We start from the raw sequence: 23,023 nt of genomic DNA, 5'->3' as shown, positions 1-23,023 counted from the left end.
GCACATCATGGCCAACACCGAGACCGCACTCAAAGAGGCCCTTGCGTCGATCGAGGGCGCGACCGGCGCCGCCCTCGTCGACTACACCAGCGGCATGGCACTGGGCACGATCGGCGGCAGCAAGGGCTTCGACCTCACCGTCGCCGCCGCGGGCAACACGGACGTCGTCCGCGCCAAGTTGCGCACCATGGAGCACCTCGGCCTCAAGGGCGAGATCGAGGACATCCTGATCACCCTGTCCGACGCCTACCACCTGATCCGGCTGCTCACCGGCCGCGGCGGCAACGGCCTCTTCCTGTACCTGGTGCTCGACGCCAAGCGGGCCAACCTGGCGATGGCCAGGCACCAGTTGAGGAGGATCGAGGCGGAACTGGAGGTCTGACACCCCCAAGGCCCCCCCACGAGGCGGCGCACCCCGACCGGGGCGCGCCGCCCAGGCATGCCCCGCGGCACCCGCACGCCCGTGCGAACGTCAAGCCGCCCCCTCGGCTACCGTGTCCGCCTCGGGCCGAGAGGAGAAGGTGACGGTGCGCAGAGCGGTACGGGGGGCGGCGCTCGCCCAGGTGGCGGTGCTGGCCGGCCTGTTGGCGGGGTGCTCGCAGCCGGCGGAGGGCGACGGGGCCAAGCCGTCGGCCTCGGCCAACGGGGCGGCGGACTCCGCCGGCTCCGGCAAGGGGGACGACGTCGCCGCGAGCGGCGGTTCGGTGGGCGCGGCCGGTTCCGCCTGCGAGCTGCCGATCGCCTTCGACACGGCGGAGAACTGGAAGGCGGAGGCCATCGACACCGGCACGGCGGAGGGCGGGGACGAGGTCGCCGCCGAACTGGCCGAGGCGCTGCTGCACCAGGGCCCCTTCACCGCCGCGTGCGAGATCGACGCCAAGCCCGCCGGGAACCTCGGCTTCATCCGGGTGTGGAGGGGCGAGGCGGGCGCCGGGGCCGGGGACGCTCGGGCGCTGCTCAGGGAGTTCGTGAAGGCCGAGGGCGACACCAGCAAGGCGAAGTACAGCGCCTTCTCCTCGGACTCCGACGTCTCCGGCGCCGAGGTCGAGTACCTCTACACCAGTGAGGCGCTGGACGCGACGAAGAAGGAACGGGCCTTCCTCACCGTGACCGCCGAGGGCCCCGTCGTCGTCCACCTCGGCGGCCTCGACACCGGGGAACACGAGGACATGCTCCCGGCGTACGAGCTGGCCAAGCGGACCCTGCGCACCACCTGAGCCGACCCCCCGGCGAAGCTCCGGACTGCGGATGCGCGGCGAGACGTGGCCCCGGGCCGGGCGCGGCCCGGTCAGGCGCCGCTCTGCTCCGGCCCGGCGAGCACGGCACGGCAGTCCCGCCAGGCCGCCTCGCCGAGCAGGTCGCGGAAGCCGGTGAACAGGGCGAGCAGTTCGGGACCCCACCGCTCGCGGAAGGCGGGGTCCACGTCGGCGATGTCCAGTTCGTTGGCGGCCGACAGCGCGGCGAAGTCGCGCCGCAGCCGCGGCCCGGGGGTGTGCGTGCGGCCGGTGAAACGGTCGTGGAAGGCGCCGTCCGGCAGGCTGAGGGTCGGATAGGTGGCCTCGCGGTCGCAGGAGGCATAGAGGTACACGATCGCCTCGGCCTCCTGGCCGATCACCGCGGCGAGCTCCGCACGGCGGGCCGGCGCCAGCAGCGCCGTCGGGAAGCCGTCGGTGCCGTAGAACGCGTGGGACAGGCCCGCCAGACACAGCGCCGGGCGGGCGCCCCACGCCGCGAGCCGGTCCCGTACCCGCTGGAGATGGGCGAGCAGGGTGCCGCCGGGGTGCGCGACACCGGCGGCCCCGGACGCGCGCAGCAGCGCGAGGGCGCCCTCGGTCGCGGCGGAACCAGCGGGCACGGCGGAAGCAGCGGACACGGCCTCGTCCTTTCGGCGGGCGGAACCTCCGGTCGGCGCCCTTACGGCACCACGAAGATCCTCGGCTGATGCCGTTGCCCCAGTCAATCCTGGGGTTTTCTTGCCCCCACCCAAGACGGAGCTAAGACGGAGCTATGAGGCCGCTCGCTGGTGAGGGCCTCCTACGCCCGCCCGGCCGCCGTCGCCCTCGTGGGCCGCCTGCCGCCGCCGGGGCCCGCGTCGCCCGCGGCGGAGCCCGTCGACCGGTAGGCGGTGACGCGCTTGCCGGCCGGGGCGCCGCCGCGGGGCGAGAGCCAGTCGACGCGGACCCACAGCAGGTGTCCGTCGGCGCGTTCGCGGCGGCCGAGCCGGCCCGCCTTGAGCCACAGGCCGGTGCCGGCGCCGGCCAGCAGCATCCCGCCCGCCGCCGGGACGGCGAACGACGAGGCGAGTGCCGCTACGAACGCGAGCAGCAGCCACCAGCGGTGTCCGCGCCGCCAGTTCCGCAGGGTCACCGCACGGTCCTGGAGCACATCGTGCTTGCCCGCCCGCGCGGCCCCGCGCGCCAGTGCCGCGTACCGGCCCCGCCGCAGCGCGGCGACGACCACGGCCGCGACGATGAACAACGCCGCCCCGCCGAGCACCCCGATCCGCCGTCCGGTCACCCCCGACGGCACCAGACCGGCACCCGCCGCGATCATTCCGAGCCACCCCATGGGTGCCGCCCCGGCCCGTACCACGACGGCCACCCGAGCCAGCCCCTGTCCTCCGCGCGCCACTCTCCCGCCTCCCGTGTCCCAGGTTCGGTTTCCCTGTCGTACGTCGGTCGCCAGGTACGTTAACCAGCGAACGTGAAACGTGTCTGAGAAAGCGGGATACCACTCACCGGGCCGGAACCCAAGAGGTACTACTCCACGAACAGTCCCCGGGCGGCGGCCTTCGTGTCGAACTCCTCCAGGCGCGCCTGCGCCTCGGGCAGGTCGTCGCACATGGCCTCCAGCAGCACCCGTCCGAGCAGCATCGGCGCGCAGGCGGTGTCGAAGGCCAGGCCGGTCCCGACGGCGGCGGGGAGCAGCAGGTCGGAGACCTTGGCGACGGGCGCGAACGCGGAGTCGGCGACGGTGACGACGGTCAGCCCGGCCTCCTTGGCGTACGCGAGGCTGTCGACGACCTCGCGCGGGTGCCGGGGCAGCGCGAAGCAGAGCAGCGCGGTGGCCCCGGCGCGTACCGCCGCGTCGATCCGGTCGTGGAGCATGCTGCCGCCCTCGTGCAGCAGCCGTACGTCGGGGTGGACCTTCCCGGCGAAGTACGCGAAGCCGTACGCCTGGGCGGCGGCGGCCCGCAGGCCGAGGACCGGCAGCGGCCTGGACGCGGCGAGCAGCCGCCCGGCGCGTGCCACCGGGGCGGGGTCGGCGAGCACCTCGGCCAGGTGGCGCAGGTTCTCGATCTCGGCCTCGACGGCCTGCTGGTACTCGTTGAGGGCGGCGGCGGCCGATGCCGGTTCGGCGGGCGCGACCTCGCGCAGGTGCCGGCGCAGCGCGGGGTATCCGTCGAAGCCGAGCGCCACCGCGAACCGGGTCACCGACGGCTGGCTCACCCCGGCGAGTTCCGCCAGTTCCACGCTCGACAGGAACGGCACGTCGGCGGCGCGCCGCACCATGCTGTGGGCGATCCGCCGCTGAGTGGGCGTCAGCCGGTGTCCCTCGAACAGGGTCTGCAGGCGCGCGGCGGGGCTGTCCGCACCGCTCGCCGCCGCCGTGCCGCCGGTGTTCCGCTCGGCGCTCATGCCGCGCTCCCGTTCCGCATTGGGCCTCCCTCGATCAGCGCAGCGCAGCACCCACCTTATTCAGTCACCGAAAAGTCTGCATGAGCCTATGCATCATCTTTGTCGCGGGGCCGTGTGTGCCGGGTCTGCTCGGCTCCCGGTCCCGCCCGCGCGGCCGGGGGTGCCGGGACCCCTGGGGCGCCTCCCGCGGGCGGGCGGCGTCCCAGGGGCCGGGGTGATCAGAAGCGGCCGGCCAGGCCCGGGATGCCCGGGGGTGTCGGGAGCGGCAGCGGGTTGGGGGTGGCGCGCTCCTCAGCGCCCGGACGGGCCTTGCAGGTGACGTCCTTCGCGGGGAGCTTGCCGGTGGTCAGGTAGGCGGTGGCCGTCTTGTCGGCGCACGACTTGTTGCCGTAGATGCCGTGTCCGACGCCTCCGGCGACCGTGACCATCTTCGCGCCCTTCATGACGCGGCGCAGGCCCTGGCCGCTGGTCAGCGGCGTCTGGGAGTCCCACTCGTTCTGGAGGATCAGCGCGCCGACCTTGTTGTCGATCGTGGTGGCGGGCTCACTGCCCTGCTTCTTCCAGAAGGCGCACGGTTTGATGGAGGAGGCGAAGTCGCCGTACAGCGGGTACTTGGCCTTGTCCTTGATCGCGTCCTCGCGGTACTGCTCGGGATCGCGCGGCCAGTCGCGGGTGTCGGCGCAGACGACGGCCCAGAAGGCGGCGTCGTTGTTGTCCTTGGGCACGGTCCGGCCGAAGGACGGCGGAACGGGCTCCGGCGTCCTGGGCTTGCCGGTGCCGGCCGACGGGGTCTTGTCCGCGGCCTTCTTCAGTTCGACGACCGCTTCGGCGACGTCGCGCGTGCCGCCGAAGAACAGGGCCCGCAGGCCGGAGCGGATGTCGTCACCGGTCAGCAGCGTGCCGTCGAGGTCGATCGGCTTGCGGTCGGCCCGGGCGACCAGGTCGTAGAAGGTCGTGCGGACCGCATCGGGAGTGGCGCCCAGCTTGTACTTGGCGTCCCGTGCGGCGGTCCACTCGGTCCACCGGGTGAAGGCGGGTTCGGCGCCCTCCGCCCAGACCTGGATCATCCCGCGCCAGATCCGGGCCGGGTCGACGGCGCTGTCCAGCACGATGCGGTCGGAGCGCTTGGGGAACAGCTGCGTGTAGACGGCTCCGAGATAGGTGCCGTAGGAGTATCCGAGGTAGGAGATCTTCTTCTCACCGAGCACCGCGCGGATGACGTCCATGTCCCGGGCGGTGTTGCGGGTGGTGAGGTGGCGGAGCTTGTCGCCCTGCTTCTTGTCGCACTTCTCGGCGACGGTCCGGGCCCACTTGACGTCCTTGTCGAACGTCTCGGGCTTGTACGGCCGTTCCCAGTTCCGCTCGCCGGACGTCAGGCCGCAGCCGACGGGGGAACTCAGGCCGATGCCCCGCGGGTCGAAGCCGACGAGGTCGTATGTGTTCTTCACCGACTTCGGCAGTTCGCGGGCCATGTAGTACGGCATGTCGACGCCCGGACCGCCCGGGCCGCCCGGGTTGAGCAGGAGCACACCGCGCCGTTCCTTCTTGGTGCTCGTGCGCATCCGGGATATCTCCAGGTCGAGCTTCTTGCCGCCCGGCTTGGCGTAGTCCAGCGGCACCTTGATCGTGGCGCACTGGAGCGAGGCGGGCAGCGACTTGTCGCAGCGGTGCCAGGAAGGTTTCTGCTTGAGGTAGGGGCGCAGGGGGTCACCCGCGGCGGATGCGGCGGTCGGGGTCAGCACGGGGACCAGCGTGGTGACGGCGCTGACCGCCACGAGGAGGGCTATTCGGCTGTTGCGCACGCGTGTGGCGTCCTTGGGTCGATGGGTGAGGGACGCGACCCATCCTGTCGAGCACGGAACGCGGAGTGATCCTTCCACGGGACGGAGTTCCTCCCCCCTTGGGCGGAGGGGGAGTTGGCGCCGAATAGTGCTGGGGTCGGACAACCGCGACCGGCTGTTTGCCGTCCGGGGTGAAAGAGGGGGGCTGTCCCCAGTGCCGGGCGGGTCGCGGCTGCCTACCGTGAGAGGCATGACCGGAATGGATGCCCGTGACGCGCAGCTCGGGGACGCCGAGCTGAAGAAGGAACTCGCCGCGACCCTGCACGCGCGCAGGGAACTGGGCGAGGACTACGAGTCCGCACTCGTGGAGTCGTTCCTGGAGAAGGTGGACCAGCGCATCGACGGCGCGGTCGACCGCCGGGTCCGGCGCCAGGTGGCGGAGCAGCAGGTGGTGGTGGCCCGCGGCTCCCGCTCACCCAAGTCCACCGACTCCTGGGGCGAGCGCTACGGCTTCGGCGTCGTCTCCCTCGTCGTCGCCATCCCGCTCTCCGGCATCGGCGGCGGCGTGGCCGAACTCCCCGGTCTCTTCGTCACCTGGGCGGGCATCGTCGGCGTGAACGTGGCCTGGGCGCTGCGCACGTCCCCGCGCCTGGGCAGGCGGAAGGGCGACACGTCCGGTGACCCGGACTGGCGGGAGTAGGAGTGCGCCGGGCGCGAGCCACGAGGCGCGAAGCAGGAGATATATGCGCGGGGACCGCCGCACCCCCGTGTGACGGGGGGCGGGACGACGGCGGTCCCCGCGGGGACGCGGGCCGGGTCAGGCCGGGCTTCGCGTCCGTGGCGTCCATGGAGGTCCGGGAGCCGCTCCGGAGGTCCTTGACGCCGTTTCGGATGCCGGCCGGGGCGGGGAGCCGCTCCCGCCCTGCCGACATCCACTAATGTGCCGGACCCGTGTTAAGCGGGTGCTGCGCGCACGTGACGCGCTCGTACCACTTCTGCGAAGTCGCACGCGATACCCGCTCAAATCTTCAGCCACGAAGCCCTCTCGGAGGGATTCCTCCGGGTATGGGCCGAAGCCGGTCCCGTTCGGTCCTACTGCTTGCCGCCGTCCTTGGCGAGGAACGACAGCAGGTCCTGGCGGCTGACGACCCCGGTCGGCTTGCCCTCGACCAGCACGATCGCCGCGTCGGCCCGGCCGAGCACGGACATCAGGTCGCCGACCGGCTCACCGGAACCGACCTGCGGCAGTGGCGCCGACATGTGCTTCTCCAGCGGGTCGTCGAGCGAGGCCCGCTGGGTGAACAGCGCGTCGAGCAGCTCCCGTTCGACGACGGACCCCACGACTTCGGCGGCCATGACGTCCGGGTGCCCGGCACCCGGCTTCACGATCGGCATCTGGGAGACGCCGTACTCGCGCAGCACCTCGATCGCCTGACCGACCGTCTCGTCCGGGTGCATATGGACGAGGGAGGGGATGGAGCCGCCCTCCTTGTCGGTGAGGACGTCGGCGACGCGGGCGCTCGGCCCCTCGTCCTCCAGGAAGCCGTAGTCGGCCATCCACTCGTCGTTGAAGATCTTGCTGAGGTAGCCACGCCCGCTGTCCGGGAGCAGCACGACCACGACGTCGTCCGGGCCGAGCCGCTCGGCGACGCGCAGCGCGGCGACGACCGCCATGCCGCAGGAGCCGCCCACCAGGAGCCCCTCCTCCTTGGCCAGACGCCGGGTCATCTGGAACGAGTCCTTGTCGGACACGGCCACGATCTCGTCGGCGACGGTCCGGTCGTACGCCGTCGGCCAGAAGTCCTCACCGACGCCCTCGACCAGGTACGGCCGACCCGACCCGCCGGAGTACACGGAGCCCTCGGGGTCGGCGCCGATGACCTGGACGCGGCCGCCGCTCGCCTCCTTGAGGTAGCGCCCGGTGCCGGAGATGGTCCCGCCGGTGCCGACCCCGGCCACGAAGTGGGTGATGCGCCCCTCCGTCTGTTCCCACAGCTCAGGGCCGGTCGAGTGGTAGTGGGACTCGGGATTGTTGGGGTTGGAGTACTGGTCCGGCTTCCAGGCGCCGGGCGTCTCGCGCACCAGCCGGTCGGAGACGTTGTAGTACGAGTCGGGGTGCTCGGGGTCGACGGCCGTGGGGCAGACCACGACCTCGGCGCCGTACGCGCGCAGCACATTGATCTTGTCGGTGCTCACCTTGTCGGGGCACACGAAGATGCACTTGTACCCCTTCTGTTGCGCGACGATCGCGAGGCCGACGCCCGTGTTGCCGCTGGTCGGCTCGACGATCGTGCCGCCGGGCTGCAGCTCTCCGCTCTTCTCCGCCGCCTCGATCATGCGCAGGGCGATGCGGTCCTTCACGGACCCGCCGGGATTGAAGTACTCAACCTTGGCCAGGACGGTCGCCTGGATGCCCTCGGTCACGCTGTTGAGCCTCACGAGCGGGGTGTTGCCGACGAGGCTGATCATCGAGTCGTGGAATTGCACCGTTGTCTCCGGAGCCGCAAAAGTGATGGTCGTGATGTCACGCCAGCCTAAGCCCCGCCCCTCTTGATCCCCTCACTGTTCATTCCCCGCAGGGATTGGCCGAGGGCCGCTTCGGGGCAATGAGTGGTTGTACGGCTACGAGGAGGTGGCGGCGACGCATGTCGAGCATGTCCAGAGCGAGGGTGGCCCGGCGCATCGCGGCGGGCGCGGCGTACGGCGGCGGCGGCATCGGACTGGTCGGGGCGGCGGCCGTCGGCGTGCTGCTGGCCGAGGTGCGGATGGCCAAGCGGGTCGTCGGCAACGGCAACAGTCCGCATCCGCCGAGCGCGGAGGGCCTCTACGGCCGTGCCTACGGCAGTCGGTACGGCCGCCCGTTCGGCCCGTTCGCCCCGCACTACGGCACGAACGGCCCCTCCGAGGATCCGCCGATCCGTCTGGTCATGCTGGGTGACTCCACCGCCGCGGGCCAGGGCGTCCACCGGGCACGGCAGACGCCGGGCGCGCTCCTCGCCTCGGGGCTCGCGGCGGTGGCGGAGCACCCCGTGGAGCTGCGGAACGTCGCACTGCCGGGCGCCCAGTCCGACGACCTGGACCGCCAGGTCGCGCTGGTCCTGGAGGACCCGGCCCGGGTCCCCGACGTCTGCGTGATCATGATCGGCGCGAACGACGTGACCCGCCGCATGCCGCCGACCCGCTCGGTGCGGCACCTGTCGGCCGCGGTACGCCGACTGCGCACGGCCGGCGCGGAGGTCGTCGTCGGCACCTGCCCCGACCTCGGCACGATCGAGCCCGTGCAGCAGCCCCTGCGCTGGCTCGCCCGACGGGCGTCCCGGCAGCTGGCGGCCGCCCAGACGATCGGTGTCGTCGAGCAGGGCGGCCGTACGGTGTCGCTGGGCGACCTACTGGGCCCCGAGTTCGCGGCGAACCCCCGCGAGCTGTTCGGCCCCGACAACTACCACCCCTCCGCGGAGGGGTACGCGACGGCGGCGATGGCCATACTCCCCACCGTGTGCGCGGCGCTCAACCTGTGGCCCGCGGAGGAGGAGCGCCCCGACGTCTCCCGCCGCGAGGGCTTCCTGCCGGTCGCCCGTGCGGCCGCCGAGGCGGCGTCCGAGGCCGGCACGGAGGTGACGGCGGCGATGCCGACGGGACCGAGGGGACCGTGGGCCCTGCTGAAACGGCGCCGGCGCCGCCGGGTACCGGCGACGGACCCGGCCCCCACGACGGCGACCGCGCCGGGCGCCCAGTAGCTCGGGGGTGCGTGTGCTTGGGCGGGTGCGAGTGGTTCGTGGTTTCTCGCGCAGTTCCCCGCGCCCCCTGGAGGGACGGGCCTGCGGCCCGCCCTCCCCATGAAAAGCACGGGGCGCAGCCCCGGCCGCTTTTCAGGGGGCGCGGGGAACTGCGCGACCAGCCCCCACGCACCCGCAGTCGCCCAAGCACACGCACCCCCGAGCTCCTAGGCGCCCCGGCCCCAAAAAAGCAAGCGCTTAGAAAAGTGCGGTCGGAGTCACACCTCCATGCCCGTGACCTCGACCATACGTACGGGTAACTTCCCCCACAGCCCTGCCCCGCCCGACCGGGGGCACCGTCTGTACGCCAATGGAGCCGTGATGCCCGAAGCCGTGATCGTCTCAGCCGCCCGCTCCCCCATCGGCCGCGCCTTCAAGGGCTCGCTCAAGGACCTGCGCCCCGACGACCTGACCGCCACCATCATCCAGGCGGCCCTGGACAAGATCCCGGCGCTGGACCCCAAGGACATCGACGACCTGATGCTCGGCTGTGGTCTCCCCGGCGGTGAGCAGGGCCACAACCTCGGCCGGATCGTCGCCGTGCAGATGGGCATGGACCACCTGCCGGGCTGCACCGTGACCCGTTACTGTTCCTCCTCGCTGCAGACCTCCCGCATGGCCCTGCACGCCATCAAGGCCGGCGAGGGCGACGTCTTCATCTCGGCCGGCGTCGAGATGGTGTCCCGCAGCGTGAAGGGCAGCAGCGACGGCATGCCCGACACCCACAACCCGGTGTTCGCCGAGGCGGAGGCCCGTACGGAGGCCGTGTCGAAGTCGGTCGGCGCCACCTGGCACGACCCGCGTGAGGACGGCCTGCTCCCCGACGCGTACATCTCGATGGGGCAGACCGCCGAGAACCTGGCCCGCTCCTGGGGTGTGACCCGCGAGGACATGGACGAGTTCGGTGTCCGTTCGCAGAACCTCGCCGAGGAAGCCATCAAGAAGGGCTTCTGGGAGCGTGAGATCACCCCGGTGACGCTGCCCGACGGCACCGTCGTCAGCAAGGACGACGGCCCCCGCGCCGGCGTCACCCTGGAGGCCGTGCAGGGCCTGAAGCCCGTCTTCCGTGAGGACGGCCTGGTCACCGCCGGCAACTGCTGCCCGCTCAACGACGGCGCCGCCGCCCTCGTGATCATGTCCGACACGAAGGCCCGCGAGCTGGGCCTGACCCCGCTCGCCCGGATCGTCTCGACCGGCGTCTCCGGCCTGTCCCCCGAGATCATGGGCTACGGCCCGGTGGAGGCGTCCAAGCAGGCCCTCTCCCGCGCCGGCCTGACCATCGGCGACATCGACCTCGTCGAGATCAACGAGGCGTTCGCCGCCCAGGTGATCCCCTCGTACCGCGACCTGAACATCCCGCTGGAGAAGCTGAACGTGAACGGCGGCGCCATCGCCGTCGGCCACCCCTTCGGCATGACCGGCGCCCGCATCACCGGCACGCTGATCAACTCCCTCCAGTTCCACGACAAGCAGTTCGGCCTGGAGACGATGTGCGTCGGCGGCGGCCAGGGCATGGCGATGGTCATCGAGCGCCTCAGCTGACCTCTTTGCCGTAGCCGCACGGGAACCCACCGTGACGCTGTGGCCCGGAGTCCCGGAATCCCCGGGGCTCCGGGCCGTTTTGTGATCCAATCTCCCCCAGGATGTGACCTATCTCCCCCCGGAGAGCGATTTACGCAGGTCAGAGCCGTTTCACCACGAAACACCCAGGCAAAGTCCTGTCCCTTTCGTGACGTTACGCACTGACAGCTGGTTAGTCCGCCCTTCAAGCTGATGTAGGAAGTCGGGGGTCGACTTTGAACCGGGAGTACGTCAGTGAGCGCCATGCCGATCGCCTTGCTGCTCACCACGGCCGCCACCGCCGCCGTGGGCGTCGCCGTCCTGCACAGCCTCACGGGGCTGCGCCGTCAGGTCGCCGCTCTGCGGAAGGAACTGGCCGAGAGCCGGCCCGCCGGTGCGCGGGCCGTCGTGCCCGCCGCCCGTCCGGCCGCGGACACGGAGGAGATACGCGCTGCCGTGGCCGAGGCGCTCGCCGAGGAGCGGGAGCGTGAGCTGGCCGAGGCGCGGGCGTTCTGGGCCGCCCAGGAGGCCCGTGACGCCTCCGACGCGCCCACCCTGCTGGGTCTGCCCGACAGTGAGCTGTTCCTGCCCCGGCAGTCCGATTTCGCGGGCCTGGAGCACCTGGAGCCGGTGACCGAGCCGAGCCTGGAGGGCGACGAGTTCGCCGGGGAGTCGGCGGAGCTGGCCGCGGCCCGCCGCCGCCACCCCTCGCACCCCGACTTCGTGCCGGTGCAGTCCCCGGTCGCCAACGACCATGAGCGCACCGTGGCCTGTCTGGAGGACCTGGCCGCCTCCCGCACCGAGCTGGCCGACGTCCGTCCGGGCCCGCTCGGCACCCTCGACGTGTATGTCTTCGCCGACGGCACCACCCTGTGCATGACCCCCGGTCACCGGGAGACCGCCGAGCGCCTCGCCAAGGCCCTCCAGTCCGGTGACACCCCGGTCCTGCTGGGCGGCTCGGGCGTCTCGGGCGCGTACACCCTCACGTTCGAGTGCGGCGACGACATGGTCTACATCCTGGCGGACCGGGTCATCGCCTCCCTGTAGGCGACCTGCGAGGGGCGCCCGGCGGGATCACACACCCGCCCTCTTCTGGGCCTCCTCCACCAGCGCCACCGCCTCCGCCAGCCCGGCCTCGTCGGCCAGCACCAGCGCGAGATCGTTCCCGGCGACCATCACCTGATCCGCCGCGGCGAACATGCCCGCGTCCGGCATCTCCCGGGGCGCCTGATCGGGCGCCTCCAGCCGCTGGGCACGCAGTGCCAATTCCCTGGCCAGCCCCAGTGCCTCCGCCGCGGCGCCCCGTTGCAGCCGGCTCTGCGGCGCGGCCCGCAACCGGTCGGCGAAATGGTCCACGGCACGGGTCAACGGCGTCGTATCAAGCACGCCGCGAGCGTACGCGCAGGAACCGGACTGTTGCCAACACGCCGCCACTCAGGCAACGTGACCTGAAGGACCGGCTTACATTTCCTTTCGTCCGGAGGCGCCGATGTCCCAAGTCTTCTCCGAGGAGACCCATCGCAATCTGCTCGCCCGCATCCCCCATTGCACCGGTCGTGAAATCTCCGACTGGCTGCGCAAAGTCGATGATGGACCCGCTCTCCACAACTTCGAGGAGAAGGTCAGCTGGCTCCGGCACGAGTACGACCTCGCGTACGGCCATGCCAAAGCCATCGTTCATGAGTACGACCTGAGGAGGGCCGCGAGGAAGCTCCGCTGAGAGCGCCCTGACACCACGAAGGGCCCCCCGACCGTGAGGTCCGGGGGCCCTTCGCCTGGCCGACTGCGGGAGGGCGGGCGCGGGCCCGCCCCCCTGCTAGTCGTCGCCGCTGAAGATGGCGACAAGGCGGAGCATCTCGATGTAGATCCACACGAGGGTCATGGTGAGGCCGAACGCGGCCAGCCAGGACTCCTCACGCGGGGCGCCGTACGCGATGCCGTCCTCGATCTGCTTGAAGTCGAGGGTCAGGAAGAACGCGCCGAGCAGGATCGCGAAGATGCCGACGATCGCGCCGAGCGGGCCCATGCTGCGCAGACCGCCGTCGGGGGCGACCCCGAAGACGACCAGCAGCAGGTTGACCGCCATCACCAGGATGAACGCGATCGCGATGGTCAGACCGATACGGGCGTACCGTGCGGTGACCCGGATCCAGCCGGCCTTGTAGACCAGCAGAGTGGCGCCGGAGACGGCCATGGTGCCGAGCACCGCCTGGAAGGGCGCGCCGTCCCACTGGCTGTTGAACATCTCGCTGATCACGCCGAGGAACACGCCCTCGAAGGCGGCGTACGCGAGGATCAGCGCGGGCGAGGCCTTGCGCTTGAAGGACTGCACCATCGCCAGGACGAAGGCGATCAGCGCGGCACCGACGGCCAGGCCGTAGCTGCTGGGCGAGACCGGCAGGAGGGTCCAGGCGAGAACGGCGCCGACGATGACCGTGCCGAGGGTCATGCCCGTGCGCATGACGACGTCGTCCATCGTCATACGGCCGGCGGTGACCGGGGCCTGCGGCGGGGCGCCGTGCTGGAGGTCCTGCTGGGCGTACGGGTTCGTCGCGTAGGGGTTGGCGCCCTGCTGGGCGTACGGGTTGCCCTGGGTGCCGACAGCTGCTCCCCCGGCCTGCGGCGCGGTGTTGAAGCCCGCGTAGCCGTTGTCGCGGCTGAACCCCCGTCGCGAGAAGACCGGGTTGCTGCTCCTCATTTCACTCCTCCATGGCCACCCTGCGTGGCCTTGGCTCAAGAGTAATAGGTAGGCAAAGGGATTGACTCTAGTGCTCAGGGAGGATCTTTCCCCTGCCGTGTCATCGAACACGCTACGCGTCTCCCTGATTCCCCGCCCCAACCCCCTCAACCTCTGACCAAGCCGCTACCGGCTCGCGACCATTCGGAGATCAACGCAGCGGTGCGGGCGGGCGTCGAGGCGGACTCCACCGCTCCTCCGGGCGCGCGGGTGGCGGGGCGGGAACGAGGCAGGAGGGAAAGGGGAGGCGGGCCTGCGACCTTTCGGGTGCCGGCGGAAAGCACGCGGCGAACCGAGGGACGACCCAAGGAACCTAAGGAGAGGGATCCGGTGCCTACCCTGCTCGACACCGACCGCTCACGCGGTGAGACGCCCGAGGCGTCGGCCGCGCCCGCCCCGGAGGCCACCGCTCCCGCCGCGGGGCACTCCCGTGACTGGCCGCGCCTGCTGACCACGTTCGATCTGCGGGGAGCCCGCTACCGGGTCATCCCGCACGCGCCGGAGGCCCGTGTCGAGGAGGCCAGCAGGCTCCGGGACAACCCTCTGGAGCAGTCGGCCCGGTGCCACATGGTCCGGGTCAGGCGGGGCCGCCGCGTCATCCGGGACGTCGTCGCGGTGGTGCCGGGCGACCGGACGGTCGACCTGGTCGCGGTGGCCCGGCTGTTCGGCGGTACGGCGGCCTCGTTCACCCCGCCGGAGGAGGCGGAGCGGCTCAGCGGGACCCCGCGGGGCGCGGTCCTCCCCTTCGCCTGCGGTCCGGAGCTGGAGCTGGTCGTCGCCCCGGCGCTGCTGGAGCACGAGGAGATCTACTTCACCGCGGGCCGCCTCGACCTCTCGGTCGCGATCCGCACCGAGGACTACAAGGTGCTCGCCCGCCCCCGGTTGGCACCGATCGCCGGCTGAGCCGACACCCGCGCCGGGCCACGGGGCCGCTGGGCCACCGGACCACCGGGCCACCGGACCACAAGGCTTCCGGACCACCGGACCGCCGGGCCACCGGACCGCCGGACCGCCGGGCCACCGGGCCACCGGACCGCCGGGCCACCGGGCCACCGGACCGCCGGGCCGCCGGGCCGCCGGGCCGCGGAGCCATCAGGCCACAAGGCCGCTGGGCGTCCGGGCCTCCGGGCCACGGGGTCACGAGGCCGCCTGGCCCGCAGCACCATCGGGGCCCCCGGCGCCGGAGCCTCGGGCCTACGCGGGCCACGGGACCCCGGACCGCCGGGTCACCGAGCCACCAGGCCACCGGGCCACGAGGCCGCCGGGCCGCCTGGCCCGCAGCACCATCAGGGCCCCCGGCGCCGAAGCCTCGGGCCCAGGCGGGCCACGGGACCCCGGACCGCCGGGCCACCAGGCCTACGGGCCACAGGGCCACGAGGCCGCCGGGCCGCCTGGCCCGCAGCACCATCGGGGCCCCCGGCGCCGAAGCCTCGGGCCTACGCGGGCCACGGGGCCACCCAGACCGCCGGGCCACCGCACGCACCGTCGCGGTCCCCGGCTCCCCCTCGACTCCCCGGCCGGTTGTCCCCCGGCCGGCCGGGGCTCCCACCCCGCCGCCGGGCCCCACACCGGCGGCCTTCGCACCCGCGGCCCCCGGGCCACGGGGCCCCCGCTTCCGGGTCCCGCGCGAGACGGTTCCCCCCCCCGTCCGTCTCCGCGCGGGGCCCGGGATCTCTCCCGGCCGACGCCCCGGATTCCCGCGCGGTGCCGCACATGGCAGCCCGGGGAGGCGGGCGGGAACAGGACGGGAACGGGACGGGAACGGGGCCCGGCATGCTCGCCCTTCAACGACCGGAGCCGGGTCGCGCGCCCGGAAGGAACCTCGGAGAGGACCCCAAGCCATGCCCAAGATCGTGCTCGCCTCCGGCAGCATCCGCCGGGAGTCGGCGAACGCCGCCGTGATCTCCACCGTCCGGCGGCTGTTGGAGCAGCGGGACGAGAGCTACGAGGTGACGGAGCTGTCGCTGCGTCACTTCCCGCTGTTCGACGAGGACCTGGAGAGCGACGGCGGCACACCCGAGCTGCTCGCCGCGAAGGCGCAGGTCGCGTCCGCCGATGTGCTGATCATCAGCAGCCCCGCCTACAACGGTTACCCGTCGGGCGTCCTCAAGAACGCCCTCGACTGGCTGTCCCGGCCGGGCGACGCGGACCGCGCGCCGCTGGAGGGCCTGCCCACGGTCGTCGTCAGCGCCTCCCCGGGCCCGGCCGGCGGGGAGAACGTACAGCCGCACGTCCGTCAGATCCTCGGCAACTGCGGTGCCACGCTCATCGACTGCGACCAGGTGGCGGTCGGCAACGCGATCGAGCTGCGCACACCGGAGGGCGTCATCACCGAGCCCTCCGTGGTCAAGGCCCTCGACGGTCTGGTCGACGCGGTCGCCGGCCACCTCTCCGCCACTCCGCAGGAAGCGGCGGCGTAACCGACCGGGTTCCGGCTCCGGTTCCTCCACAACAAGAGAGAGGCGGGCTCGTGACCATGGCGGGTCGAATCGACGACCGGCGGCTGCTGCTGGTGCTGCCCCGGTACCGGGTCGTCCGGAAGGCCGTCGCCGCCGGATTCGACGTGTGGTCCCTGTGGGATCCCGGCCTCGCCGACGCGCGGAGCCTGCGCCAGATCGAGGACGCCTCGCACGAGCTCCTGCTCACGGACCACTCCGACGAGCAGGGGCTGCGTGCGTTGGTGAGCGGGACCGTGCGGCGGCACGGCATCGGCCATGTGCTGCATCTGTCCGCCGACGACCCGCTGGAGCTCGTGCTGCCGGCGCTGGAGGAGGGCTGGCGGCTCGGCCGGGCCCCCAACCCCCCGTCCGCCGTCCGTGCCCTGAGCCGTGTCCGCCCCGCCCCGCCCGATCCGCTTCCTCGTCCCGGTCCCTCCGGCCCCGTGCCGGAGTGGCCGGGATTCAGCGTTCAGGCGTTCTCCGCGGAGGGACGACATCAGGTCATCGGGGTGACCGCCCGCCGCGGCACGGGCCATCTCCATCCCGCGCCGCCCGCTGCGCTGGACCGGTCCGTGGTGGACCGGCTGGTCACCGGGGCGCTGGACGCGGCGGGACACCGCTTCGGACCGGCGCACTTCGAGTTCGCGGCCACCTCGGACGGTCCTCGTCTCCTGGCGGCGCGGGCCGGTCTCGGCGGTGACCGCATTCCGCTGCTCGTGGACATCGCCCGGGGCCTCGATCTCGAGGCGGCGGTATTCGCCGCTCTCCTCGGCAAGGAGCTGGGCCCGGTGCCCGAGCCCGCCCGTTTCGCCGCGATCGATTTCTTCCGCATGCCCGCGGGGCGACTGCGCACGGTCGCGGGAATCGACAGCATCTGTGCCCTGCCGTATACCCAGGCGGTGAATTTCCCCTATTCCCCTGGGGACTCCGTTCCTTTTCCGGACGGCACCGGCAACGGATATGTGGTGGTGTCCGGTGGGACCGCGCAGGAGGCGGCTCGGCGCAGCGATGGCGCGGTGGAACTTCTCCGCGCCGACGTGCGGGAGGAGAAACCGGTCGACGATCCGGTTTGTAAACCGGTCGGGAAGCCGGTTTCAGAACCGGATGGAAACCCGGTTTCGAAACCGGTCGGGCAGCCGGAAAAGGGAACGGGACGGCGGTCGGCGGAAAGACGGGTAGAAAGGCGGGAAGAGGCGCGGGAATGAGGCGGTAACGGTGCTGTTTTCCCAGCTCAGAGGCGAGGAAGACGCAGGTCGGAAGAGAGGAACGGCACGGGAGGAGGTACTGGAAATGTCGGTGGTGTCAGAGGAGATGACATCCACCGAAGGGGCACAGAATGCGCGGCAAGATGACCGGCGTGATCGGCGTTTTCGCTACGGCTGGCATGTGGGGGATTGCTGTGACAGGTCCGGTCGGCTCTCTTCTGGCGGACGACCACGGGCCCTCCGGCGCAGCCGCGCGAGTCATCCTGGCCGACGACCACGGCCCCTCGGTCGCGCCTCTCGACGACCACGGCCCCTCGGTCGCGTCCGCCTGGGGTCCGCTGAACGACGACCACGGCCCCTCGGTCGCGTCGGCGTCGGGTCCCCTGAACGACGACCACGGGCCGTCGGTCGTACGGCGGTCGCCGGTGCTCCAGGCGGCATGAACCACCCGGTACGTCGTACCACCTGATCCACCGCGTCCCGGGCGAGCTTGCCCACCGGTCTCCCGGTGGGCCACGGGCGGCGGCAGACGGGAGCCGCTGCGGGCCCCGGCCTCGAAAGGACGAGGCCGGGGCCCGATGTCTGTTCCGGCACCGGTCGTCCGGTGCCGGCGGGGGCCGGGTCAGGCGAGGCGGCGGGCCTCGCGCGGCACCCCCATCTCGGCGAACAGCTCGTCGGCCCGGCGCCGGTGCTCCTGGGCGCTCCCGTAGTCGCCGAGTTCCTCGCCGGCCCTCGCCAGGCCGTGCAGCGCCTGCGCCGTCTCGTAGCGGAAGGCGATGCCGGAGGCCAGGTCGTGGGCGTTGCGATGCCGGTCCCGGGCCTCGGAGAACTTGCCCAGCGCGCGCAGTACCCGGCCGGCGGCGTTCTCCACCGTGGCCCGGCGCGCGGTGGTCTCGGCGGCGGCCAGTTCCGCGGCCCGCTCGATGTAGGGCAGCGCCTGCTCGGGCCGGCCGAGCATCACGTAGGCGTCGGCGCAGTAGGACAGGATGAGGGCCGTGTTGGCGGGCTTGTTCAGCCGGTCGCAGAGTTGCAGCGCCTCGTCGAGCCGTTCCAGGGCGGTCTGCGGTCTTCGTAGGCCCAGCAGAGCCAGGGCCAGCGTCGACAGGGAGACGATCGAGTTGCTGATCTCCCCGATCTCCCGGTACAGCGCGAGCGAGCGTGCCGCAGCGTCGGCCGCCTCCTGGTAGCGGCCCAGGCGGGCGTTGACCGAACTGAGCAGGCCAAGGCTCACCGCCTCCTCCCGCACCTGGCCGAGTTCCTGCTGCACGCGCGCCGAGCCGGTGAGCAGTTCCAGTGCCTCGGCGAACTTGCCGAGGCTGTTGTAGACCTGGCCCAGTCTGCTCATGCACACGGCCTCGCCGAGCCGGTCGCCGCCGCGGGCGACGTCCAGCGCCTCCCGCAGATGCGCGGCGGACTCCTCGTACAGGCCGAGCCGCCACTGCCCCATCGCGAGGTTGGTCAGGCTGATGCGCAGCAGGACCGGCTGTCCGAGGCTGCGGGCGGCCGCGACGGCGGCCCGGTTGGTCTCCTGGAGGTCGTGCGGGTAGTTCCTGATGTGGGAGTGGAAGCCGAGGGCGCGCGGCAGGTACGCGGCGTGCAGCAGGTGGCCGTTCCGCACGGCCAGGTCCACCGCCGACAGCAGGCTGTCCCGCTGCCGGTCCAGCCACTGGAGGGCCTCGTCGGCCGTGGCGAAGCCGGGGTGGAGGGGGCGGCCGGGCGGCAGGAACTCCGGGAACCGGGGCCGCTTCGGGAAGAGCGTGTCGCAGGCGCTCTCCGCCGTCAGCACATAGTGGTCCAGGAGCCGCCCCACCGCCTGGTTCTCCTGCTCCGCGGCCTGCTCGGTGCCGAGGAGGCCGCGGGCGAAGCTCCGGACGAGATCATGCATCCGGTACCAGCCGGGCTCGTGCTGTTCCAGCAGGTGGGCGTCGAGCAGATGCTCCAGGACCTCCTCGGCGTCATGGGGGTGGCAGTCGAGGAGGGCCCCGGCGTCCGCGGGGTCGATGTTCCGGCCGGGGTGCAGGCCGAGCAGCCGGAAGGCGGTGCGCTTGCCGTCGTCCATCGCCTGGTACGACATGCGCAGCACGACCGCGACGCTGCGGCCGGTGGAGTTGAGTTCGTCCAGGCGGCGGGTCTCGTCGCACAGCCGGTCCACGAGCCGCTGGATCGTCCAGTGGGAGCGGTTCCTGAGGCGGGCGGCGGAGATCCGGATCGCGAGGGGCAGCCGGCCGCAGAGCCGGATCAGCTGGGCGCACGCCTCCGGTTCGCGCTCCACCCACTCCCGGCCGAGGGTCCGGGCCAGCAGTTCGGTGGCGTCGTCGTCGGTCAGCACGTCCAGCGAGAGCCAGCGGGCGCCGTCCAGGTCCACCAGGCGGGGACGGCTGGTGACGATGGTGAGGCAGTCGGGGGAGGCCGGGATCAGCGGCATGACCTGGTCGGCGGTGGCGGCGTTGTCGAGGACGATCAGCAGCCTGCGCTGCGCGGTGATCGAACGCCACAGCGCGGTACGGGCCGCGGGGTCGTCGGGCAGTTCCTCGCTGGGCACCCCCGCCGACGCCAGCAGCGCGTCGAGCGCGGCGGCCGAGCTGAGCGGCTCCTGGCCGGGGGTGAATCCGCGCATGTCGACGAAGAGCTGGCTGTCCGGCCAGTACGGGGCGAGCTGGTGGGCGGCCTGCACGGCGAGCGCGGTCTTGCCGCTTCCGCCCATGCCGTCGATGGCGACGATGTGCGCCCAGACCCCGTCCTTGTCGAGGGCCGTCTCACGGATCCAGTCCATCTCGGCGGCCCGGCCGGAGAAGTCCCGCAGCGCATACGGCAGTGTGCTCGGCGCCGAGGGCATGGCCGGCAGGGGCGGGGCGGGCACGGCCGAGGGCGTCGACGCGGCGGAGGGCATCGACGCGGCGGACGGCGCCGGGAGGGCGGACGGCGTGGTCGGGCCGGGCTCGGCCGACGGCGGGGACGGAGCGGTGGCGGGCGGCGCGGTCGGCTCCCTCACCGGCTCGGGCAGGGCCAGTTCGGGGCTCTGCCGCAGGATGTCCTCGTAGAGCTTCGTCAGGGCCCCGCTGGGGTCGATGCCCAGTTCCTCGGCGAGCAGATGGCGGACGCGCCCGTACTCCTCCAGGGCCTCGGCCTGCCGTCCCGTGCGGTACAGCGCCAGCATCAGCTGTCCGCGCAGGGTCTCGCGCAGCGGGTGCTGGTTGACCAGCACCCGCAGTTCGCCGACGACCGACGACGCCTCGCCGGCCGACAGCTGGAGGCTGAACAGCTGCTCGGCGGCCGCCAGGTGCTGCTCCTCCAGCGCCGCCGAGGCCGCGTCGATGACCGAGCCGCCGAAGCCCGCCATGACCGGGCCGCGCCACAGCTCCATCGCCGCCCTGAGCTCCTCCGCGGCGAGGGCCCGGCGGCCTTCCTCCACGGCCTTGCGCGCCCTGCGCAGCCGGGACCGGTACTGGCTGAGGTCCAGCTGGTCCTCGCCCACCGACGCCCGGTAGCCGGGGCCGTCGGTCAGTATCATCTCGGCCCCGCCCGGTATGCGCTGCCGTAGTTCGGCGACCGCCTTGCGGATCTGGTGCGAGGCGCTGATCGGCGGATTGTCGTCCCAGGCCGCCTCCACCAGGCGCGGCACGGGAACAACGCGGTTCGCTTCCAGGAGCAGCATCACCAGTGTGCGCGAACGCAGAGCCCCGCCCAGTTTCAGCGGCGAATCCTCGTACCAGCCTTCGAGAACGCCAAGGATTCGGAATCTCGGGCTCCGAATTTCTGCAGCACGATGTGCCATCTTCGCACAGCCCCCCGTCGACGATCTTTCAGGTCTGATCGACAGCTGCCAGATTCTATGCAGGCTTGTTCGATCGCATCAATTGAAACTTGTACGCTCCGCAACCGCAGTGTCACGGTAAACGCTTATTTCCCGTGACGGCTCACCAGGTCAACCGGTGGCCATTTTCAACCCCTCGTTCCGGAGCGCCCGTTCTGCCCCTGTGGCGCACGGCGCCAGCGCCTTCCCGCCATGCGGGACCGATGCGGAATCGGGCCGGGAAAGGCTCGGTACCGCCGACGGCCAGTGTGTTTTTTGGCCGGGAGTAGCCGCTCCGGCCGCCGTCCGGAGGGGGAAGGCCGATGTACGACCATCGCGACCACGTCGCAGAGATCTGCTCCAGGCTGTTCGCCTCGATGCCGCGGCGCGGCCAGCGGCTCAAGGCGGAACAGTACGTCCGGGCCCTGCTGTCGGTGCCCGGACGCAAGACGCTGCGGAACATCGCCGACTGGATGGAGGGCGAGCCCGCCGACCGGGAGCCCGCCAAGCAGAGCGTCCACCACTTCATCAGCAACTCCTCGTGGGACTGGACGCGGGTGCGGCACGCGCTCGCCGGGTACGTCGAGGACACCGTCGCTCCCCGCGCGTGGGTGGTCCGGCCCCTGGTGATCCCCAAGGCGGGGCCGCACTCCGTGGGCGTCGACCAGCAGTTCGTGCCGCACCTCGGCCTGACCGTCCACGGGCAGCAGGCGTACGGCGCCTGGCTGGCGTCCGAGCACACGGCCGTCCCCTGCGACTGGTCGCTGCTCCTCACCCGCACCTGGCTGGACGACCCCGGCCGGCGCCGCCGCGCGCAGATCCCGGCCGGCACGCTGCCCGCCGGGCCGGAGGAGGTCGCGGGCCGACTCGCCCTCGACGCGAGCCGCGGCCTGCCGTCGCGGCGGCCCGTCGTCATCGACGCGGAGGGACTCGATCCCACGCGGATGCTGCGGATGCTCGTGCCGGCCGGGGTCCCCGCCGTCGTCCGGGTGCCCGCGTCGACGCCGCTGCGGGTCGACCCCGCCGTCCTGCACAGCTACAGCGAACGGCCGTCCACAGCCGATCAGCTCGTCGCCGGGTGCCGGTGGCTGTGGCGGCCCGCCGAGGGACGCGGGGTACGGGCCGCGCTCCCGGTCGTCCTGCCCGCCGCCCCACGGCAGCCGCTGCTGCTCCTCGCCCGGTGGACGGCCGGAACCCGGGGCCCCGACCGCTACTGGCTGGCCACCACGCCGGCCCTCGGCCCGGCCCCCGGCTCGGGCACGCCCGCCGGCTCGGGGACACCGTCCGGCTTGGGCACGCACTCCGGCTGCGGCACGGCCCCCGTCCCGGGCGCGCCTCCGGGCGTCGGCGCAGCGCGCGGGACCGGTGCGCCGTACCGCTCCGACGAGACCCCGCTCGCGCTCGCCGTGCTGGCCGACACCGTGGAGCTGGCCTTCCGTCAGGTGTCCGAACAGACGGGGATACGGGACTTCGCGGGCCGCTCCTTCCAGGGCTGGCACCGGCACATGACCCTCGCGTCGGCGGCACACGCGGCGGCGGTACTCCGTGACCGCCGGGCCGTGCAGGGGGTGCGCGCGGCGTAGCACCGTCCGGCGGGGGCGGGCGGCGCCGGGGCTCGTGTCGTCCGCTCAACGCCCGTGCGCCGGGGCCGACTCCCGCTCAACACCCCTGCGCCGGGGCCGACTCCAGCCCGCGCCCCGGCATGGGCACCGGTCCGTTCCTCAACCGGGCCCCGGCGGCGGCCCGTTGCCCAGGACGCAGCGCCGAGTCACCATCGCCGCCCGCGCCCGGCCCCGCGTGCCGGGGCACCACCAACAGCCCCGCGGCGCGGGAGGGGCGTTCACCAGCCCCGTGGTACGGCCGGTCAGCCGCAGCGGCGCCCGTCACCGGCGATCAGGCCCGTCCGGGCCCGCGCCCGGCCCCGCGTGCCGGGGCACCACCACGAGACCCGCGGCGCGGGAGCGGCGTTCACCAGCCCCGCCGTACGGCCGGTCAGCCGCGGCGACGCCCCGCCGTCGGCGATCAGGCCCTCCTCGCACCCGCCCGTTCCCCGCCCGAACCCGGCACCCGCCCGTTGCCCCGACGCAGACCCGGC

The 23,023-nt window shown here is 72.6% G+C and carries 20 protein-coding genes; 12 read left to right on the top strand and 8 right to left on the bottom strand.

Annotated elements, in window-relative coordinates; genetic code table 11:
• Nucleotides 1-7: 7 nt before the first annotated feature.
• Together M8J73_RS11055 and M8J73_RS11050 are read left to right on the top strand one after the other, a co-directional pair.
• Complete coding sequence (locus tag M8J73_RS11055) at nt 8-382, top strand: roadblock/LC7 domain-containing protein (protein WP_159768319.1); 375 nt, start codon at nt 8-10, stop codon at nt 380-382.
• Between the two features lie 139 nt (nt 383-521).
• Entirely contained in the window at nt 522-1,217 is a 696-nt protein-coding gene (locus tag M8J73_RS11050; RefSeq protein WP_055539819.1) for a lipoprotein, read from the top strand.
• A 71-nt stretch (nt 1,218-1,288) separates the two neighbouring features.
• On the opposite strand, the gene M8J73_RS11045 is transcribed toward M8J73_RS11050, so the two are convergent.
• The 4 genes from M8J73_RS11045 to M8J73_RS11030 all read right to left on the bottom strand — a co-directional run bounded on the left by M8J73_RS11045 (nt 1,289) and on the right by M8J73_RS11030 (nt 5,440).
• Nucleotides 1,289-1,873, bottom strand: coding sequence for a DUF6817 domain-containing protein (locus tag M8J73_RS11045; RefSeq protein WP_240501403.1), 585 nt, complete (start codon nt 1,871-1,873; stop codon nt 1,289-1,291).
• 161 nt (nt 1,874-2,034) lie between these two features.
• Nucleotides 2,035-2,631: a hypothetical protein gene (locus M8J73_RS11040; protein WP_055539821.1), complete on the bottom strand. Its 597-nt coding sequence runs from the start codon at nt 2,629-2,631 to the stop codon at nt 2,035-2,037.
• A 128-nt stretch (nt 2,632-2,759) separates the two neighbouring features.
• Complete coding sequence (locus tag M8J73_RS11035; protein ID WP_055539822.1) at nt 2,760-3,638, bottom strand: MurR/RpiR family transcriptional regulator; 879 nt, start codon at nt 3,636-3,638, stop codon at nt 2,760-2,762.
• A 218-nt stretch (nt 3,639-3,856) separates the two neighbouring features.
• Nucleotides 3,857-5,440 (bottom strand): alpha/beta hydrolase, encoded by a 1,584-nt coding sequence (locus M8J73_RS11030; protein WP_055539823.1) that lies wholly within the window; start codon nt 5,438-5,440, stop codon nt 3,857-3,859.
• A gap of 229 nt (nt 5,441-5,669) precedes the next feature.
• Between M8J73_RS11030 and M8J73_RS11025 the strand changes: the two genes are divergently transcribed.
• Entirely contained in the window at nt 5,670-6,119 is a 450-nt protein-coding gene (locus tag M8J73_RS11025) for a hypothetical protein (RefSeq protein ID WP_079054954.1), read from the top strand.
• A gap of 392 nt (nt 6,120-6,511) precedes the next feature.
• On the opposite strand, the gene M8J73_RS11020 is transcribed toward M8J73_RS11025, so the two are convergent.
• On the bottom strand, nt 6,512-7,906 hold the full coding sequence (locus tag M8J73_RS11020) for a cystathionine beta-synthase (RefSeq protein ID WP_055539825.1): 1,395 nt from the start codon (nt 7,904-7,906) through the stop codon (nt 6,512-6,514).
• Between the two features lie 158 nt (nt 7,907-8,064).
• Here M8J73_RS11020 and M8J73_RS11015 point away from each other — a divergent pair, with 158 nt between their 5' ends.
• The 3 genes from M8J73_RS11015 to M8J73_RS11005 all read left to right on the top strand — a co-directional run bounded on the left by M8J73_RS11015 (nt 8,065) and on the right by M8J73_RS11005 (nt 11,802).
• Complete coding sequence (locus tag M8J73_RS11015) at nt 8,065-9,156, top strand: SGNH/GDSL hydrolase family protein (RefSeq protein WP_206187897.1); 1,092 nt, start codon at nt 8,065-8,067, stop codon at nt 9,154-9,156.
• Between the two features lie 360 nt (nt 9,157-9,516).
• A complete protein-coding gene (locus M8J73_RS11010) occupies nt 9,517-10,737 on the top strand; it encodes an acetyl-CoA C-acetyltransferase (RefSeq protein WP_055539774.1) in 1,221 nt (406 codons plus the stop codon).
• A 282-nt stretch (nt 10,738-11,019) separates the two neighbouring features.
• On the top strand, nt 11,020-11,802 hold the full coding sequence (locus M8J73_RS11005; RefSeq protein WP_055539773.1) for a hypothetical protein: 783 nt from the start codon (nt 11,020-11,022) through the stop codon (nt 11,800-11,802).
• A 27-nt stretch (nt 11,803-11,829) separates the two neighbouring features.
• On the opposite strand, the gene M8J73_RS11000 is transcribed toward M8J73_RS11005, so the two are convergent.
• Nucleotides 11,830-12,141 carry a hypothetical protein gene (locus tag M8J73_RS11000; RefSeq protein ID WP_206187893.1) on the bottom strand — a complete coding sequence of 104 codons (312 nt, stop codon included), beginning with the start codon at nt 12,139-12,141 and terminating at the stop codon, nt 11,830-11,832.
• Nucleotides 12,142-12,244: 103 nt separating this feature from the next.
• On the opposite strand from M8J73_RS11000, the gene M8J73_RS10995 reads away from it, so the two are divergent.
• On the top strand, nt 12,245-12,475 hold the full coding sequence (locus M8J73_RS10995) for a DUF4287 domain-containing protein (RefSeq protein ID WP_055539772.1): 231 nt from the start codon (nt 12,245-12,247) through the stop codon (nt 12,473-12,475).
• 96 nt (nt 12,476-12,571) lie between these two features.
• On the opposite strand, the gene M8J73_RS10990 is transcribed toward M8J73_RS10995, so the two are convergent.
• Nucleotides 12,572-13,453: a Bax inhibitor-1/YccA family protein gene (locus M8J73_RS10990; protein ID WP_055539771.1), complete on the bottom strand. Its 882-nt coding sequence runs from the start codon at nt 13,451-13,453 to the stop codon at nt 12,572-12,574.
• 369 nt (nt 13,454-13,822) lie between these two features.
• Here M8J73_RS10990 and M8J73_RS10985 point away from each other — a divergent pair, with 369 nt between their 5' ends.
• From M8J73_RS10985 to M8J73_RS10970, 4 genes are all read left to right on the top strand, one after another.
• Entirely contained in the window at nt 13,823-14,395 is a 573-nt protein-coding gene (locus M8J73_RS10985) for a YbaK/EbsC family protein (RefSeq protein ID WP_249828534.1), read from the top strand.
• 938 nt (nt 14,396-15,333) lie between these two features.
• Nucleotides 15,334-15,912, top strand: a complete 579-nt coding sequence (locus M8J73_RS10980) for an NADPH-dependent FMN reductase (RefSeq protein WP_055539105.1) — start codon at nt 15,334-15,336, stop codon at nt 15,910-15,912.
• 56 nt (nt 15,913-15,968) lie between these two features.
• Nucleotides 15,969-17,135 (top strand): ATP-grasp domain-containing protein, encoded by a 1,167-nt coding sequence (locus M8J73_RS10975; protein WP_249828533.1) that lies wholly within the window; start codon nt 15,969-15,971, stop codon nt 17,133-17,135.
• 194 nt (nt 17,136-17,329) lie between these two features.
• A complete protein-coding gene (locus tag M8J73_RS10970) occupies nt 17,330-17,578 on the top strand; it encodes a hypothetical protein (protein ID WP_157873094.1) in 249 nt (82 codons plus the stop codon).
• 179 nt (nt 17,579-17,757) lie between these two features.
• Here the strand turns inward: M8J73_RS10970 and M8J73_RS10965 are convergent, their stop codons facing one another.
• Complete coding sequence (locus M8J73_RS10965; protein WP_274757696.1) at nt 17,758-20,790, bottom strand: AfsR/SARP family transcriptional regulator; 3,033 nt, start codon at nt 20,788-20,790, stop codon at nt 17,758-17,760.
• Between the two features lie 461 nt (nt 20,791-21,251).
• Here M8J73_RS10965 and M8J73_RS10955 point away from each other — a divergent pair, with 461 nt between their 5' ends.
• Nucleotides 21,252-22,511 (top strand): IS701 family transposase, encoded by a 1,260-nt coding sequence (locus M8J73_RS10955; protein ID WP_055541905.1) that lies wholly within the window; start codon nt 21,252-21,254, stop codon nt 22,509-22,511.
• Nucleotides 22,512-23,023: the final 512 nt, after the last annotated feature.

The sequence above is a fragment of the Streptomyces neyagawaensis genome, from assembly GCF_023516595.1.
GTDB lineage: Bacteria > Actinomycetota > Actinomycetes > Streptomycetales > Streptomycetaceae > Streptomyces > Streptomyces neyagawaensis.
This window is presented reverse-complemented; position numbering and strand designations above follow the sequence as displayed.

Coding starts and splice junctions, on each gene's coding strand:
- M8J73_RS11015 (WP_206187897.1), top strand. CDS start 8,065: ATGTCGAGCATGTCCAGAGCGAGGGTGGCCCGGCGCATCGCGGCGGGC.
- M8J73_RS11010 (WP_055539774.1), top strand. CDS start 9,517: ATGCCCGAAGCCGTGATCGTCTCAGCCGCCCGCTCCCCCATCGGCCGC.
- M8J73_RS11055 (WP_159768319.1), top strand. CDS start 8: ATGGCCAACACCGAGACCGCACTCAAAGAGGCCCTTGCGTCGATCGAG.
- M8J73_RS10990 (WP_055539771.1), bottom strand. CDS start 13,453: ATGAGGAGCAGCAACCCGGTCTTCTCGCGACGGGGGTTCAGCCGCGAC.
- M8J73_RS10955 (WP_055541905.1), top strand. CDS start 21,252: ATGTACGACCATCGCGACCACGTCGCAGAGATCTGCTCCAGGCTGTTC.
- M8J73_RS10965 (WP_274757696.1), bottom strand. CDS start 20,790: ATGCTGCTCCTGGAAGCGAACCGCGTTGTTCCCGTGCCGCGCCTGGTG.
- M8J73_RS11035 (WP_055539822.1), bottom strand. CDS start 3,638: ATGAGCGCCGAGCGGAACACCGGCGGCACGGCGGCGGCGAGCGGTGCG.
- M8J73_RS10980 (WP_055539105.1), top strand. CDS start 15,334: ATGCCCAAGATCGTGCTCGCCTCCGGCAGCATCCGCCGGGAGTCGGCG.
- M8J73_RS11025 (WP_079054954.1), top strand. CDS start 5,670: ATGACCGGAATGGATGCCCGTGACGCGCAGCTCGGGGACGCCGAGCTG.
- M8J73_RS10975 (WP_249828533.1), top strand. CDS start 15,969: ATGGCGGGTCGAATCGACGACCGGCGGCTGCTGCTGGTGCTGCCCCGG.
- M8J73_RS10995 (WP_055539772.1), top strand. CDS start 12,245: ATGTCCCAAGTCTTCTCCGAGGAGACCCATCGCAATCTGCTCGCCCGC.
- M8J73_RS11005 (WP_055539773.1), top strand. CDS start 11,020: ATGCCGATCGCCTTGCTGCTCACCACGGCCGCCACCGCCGCCGTGGGC.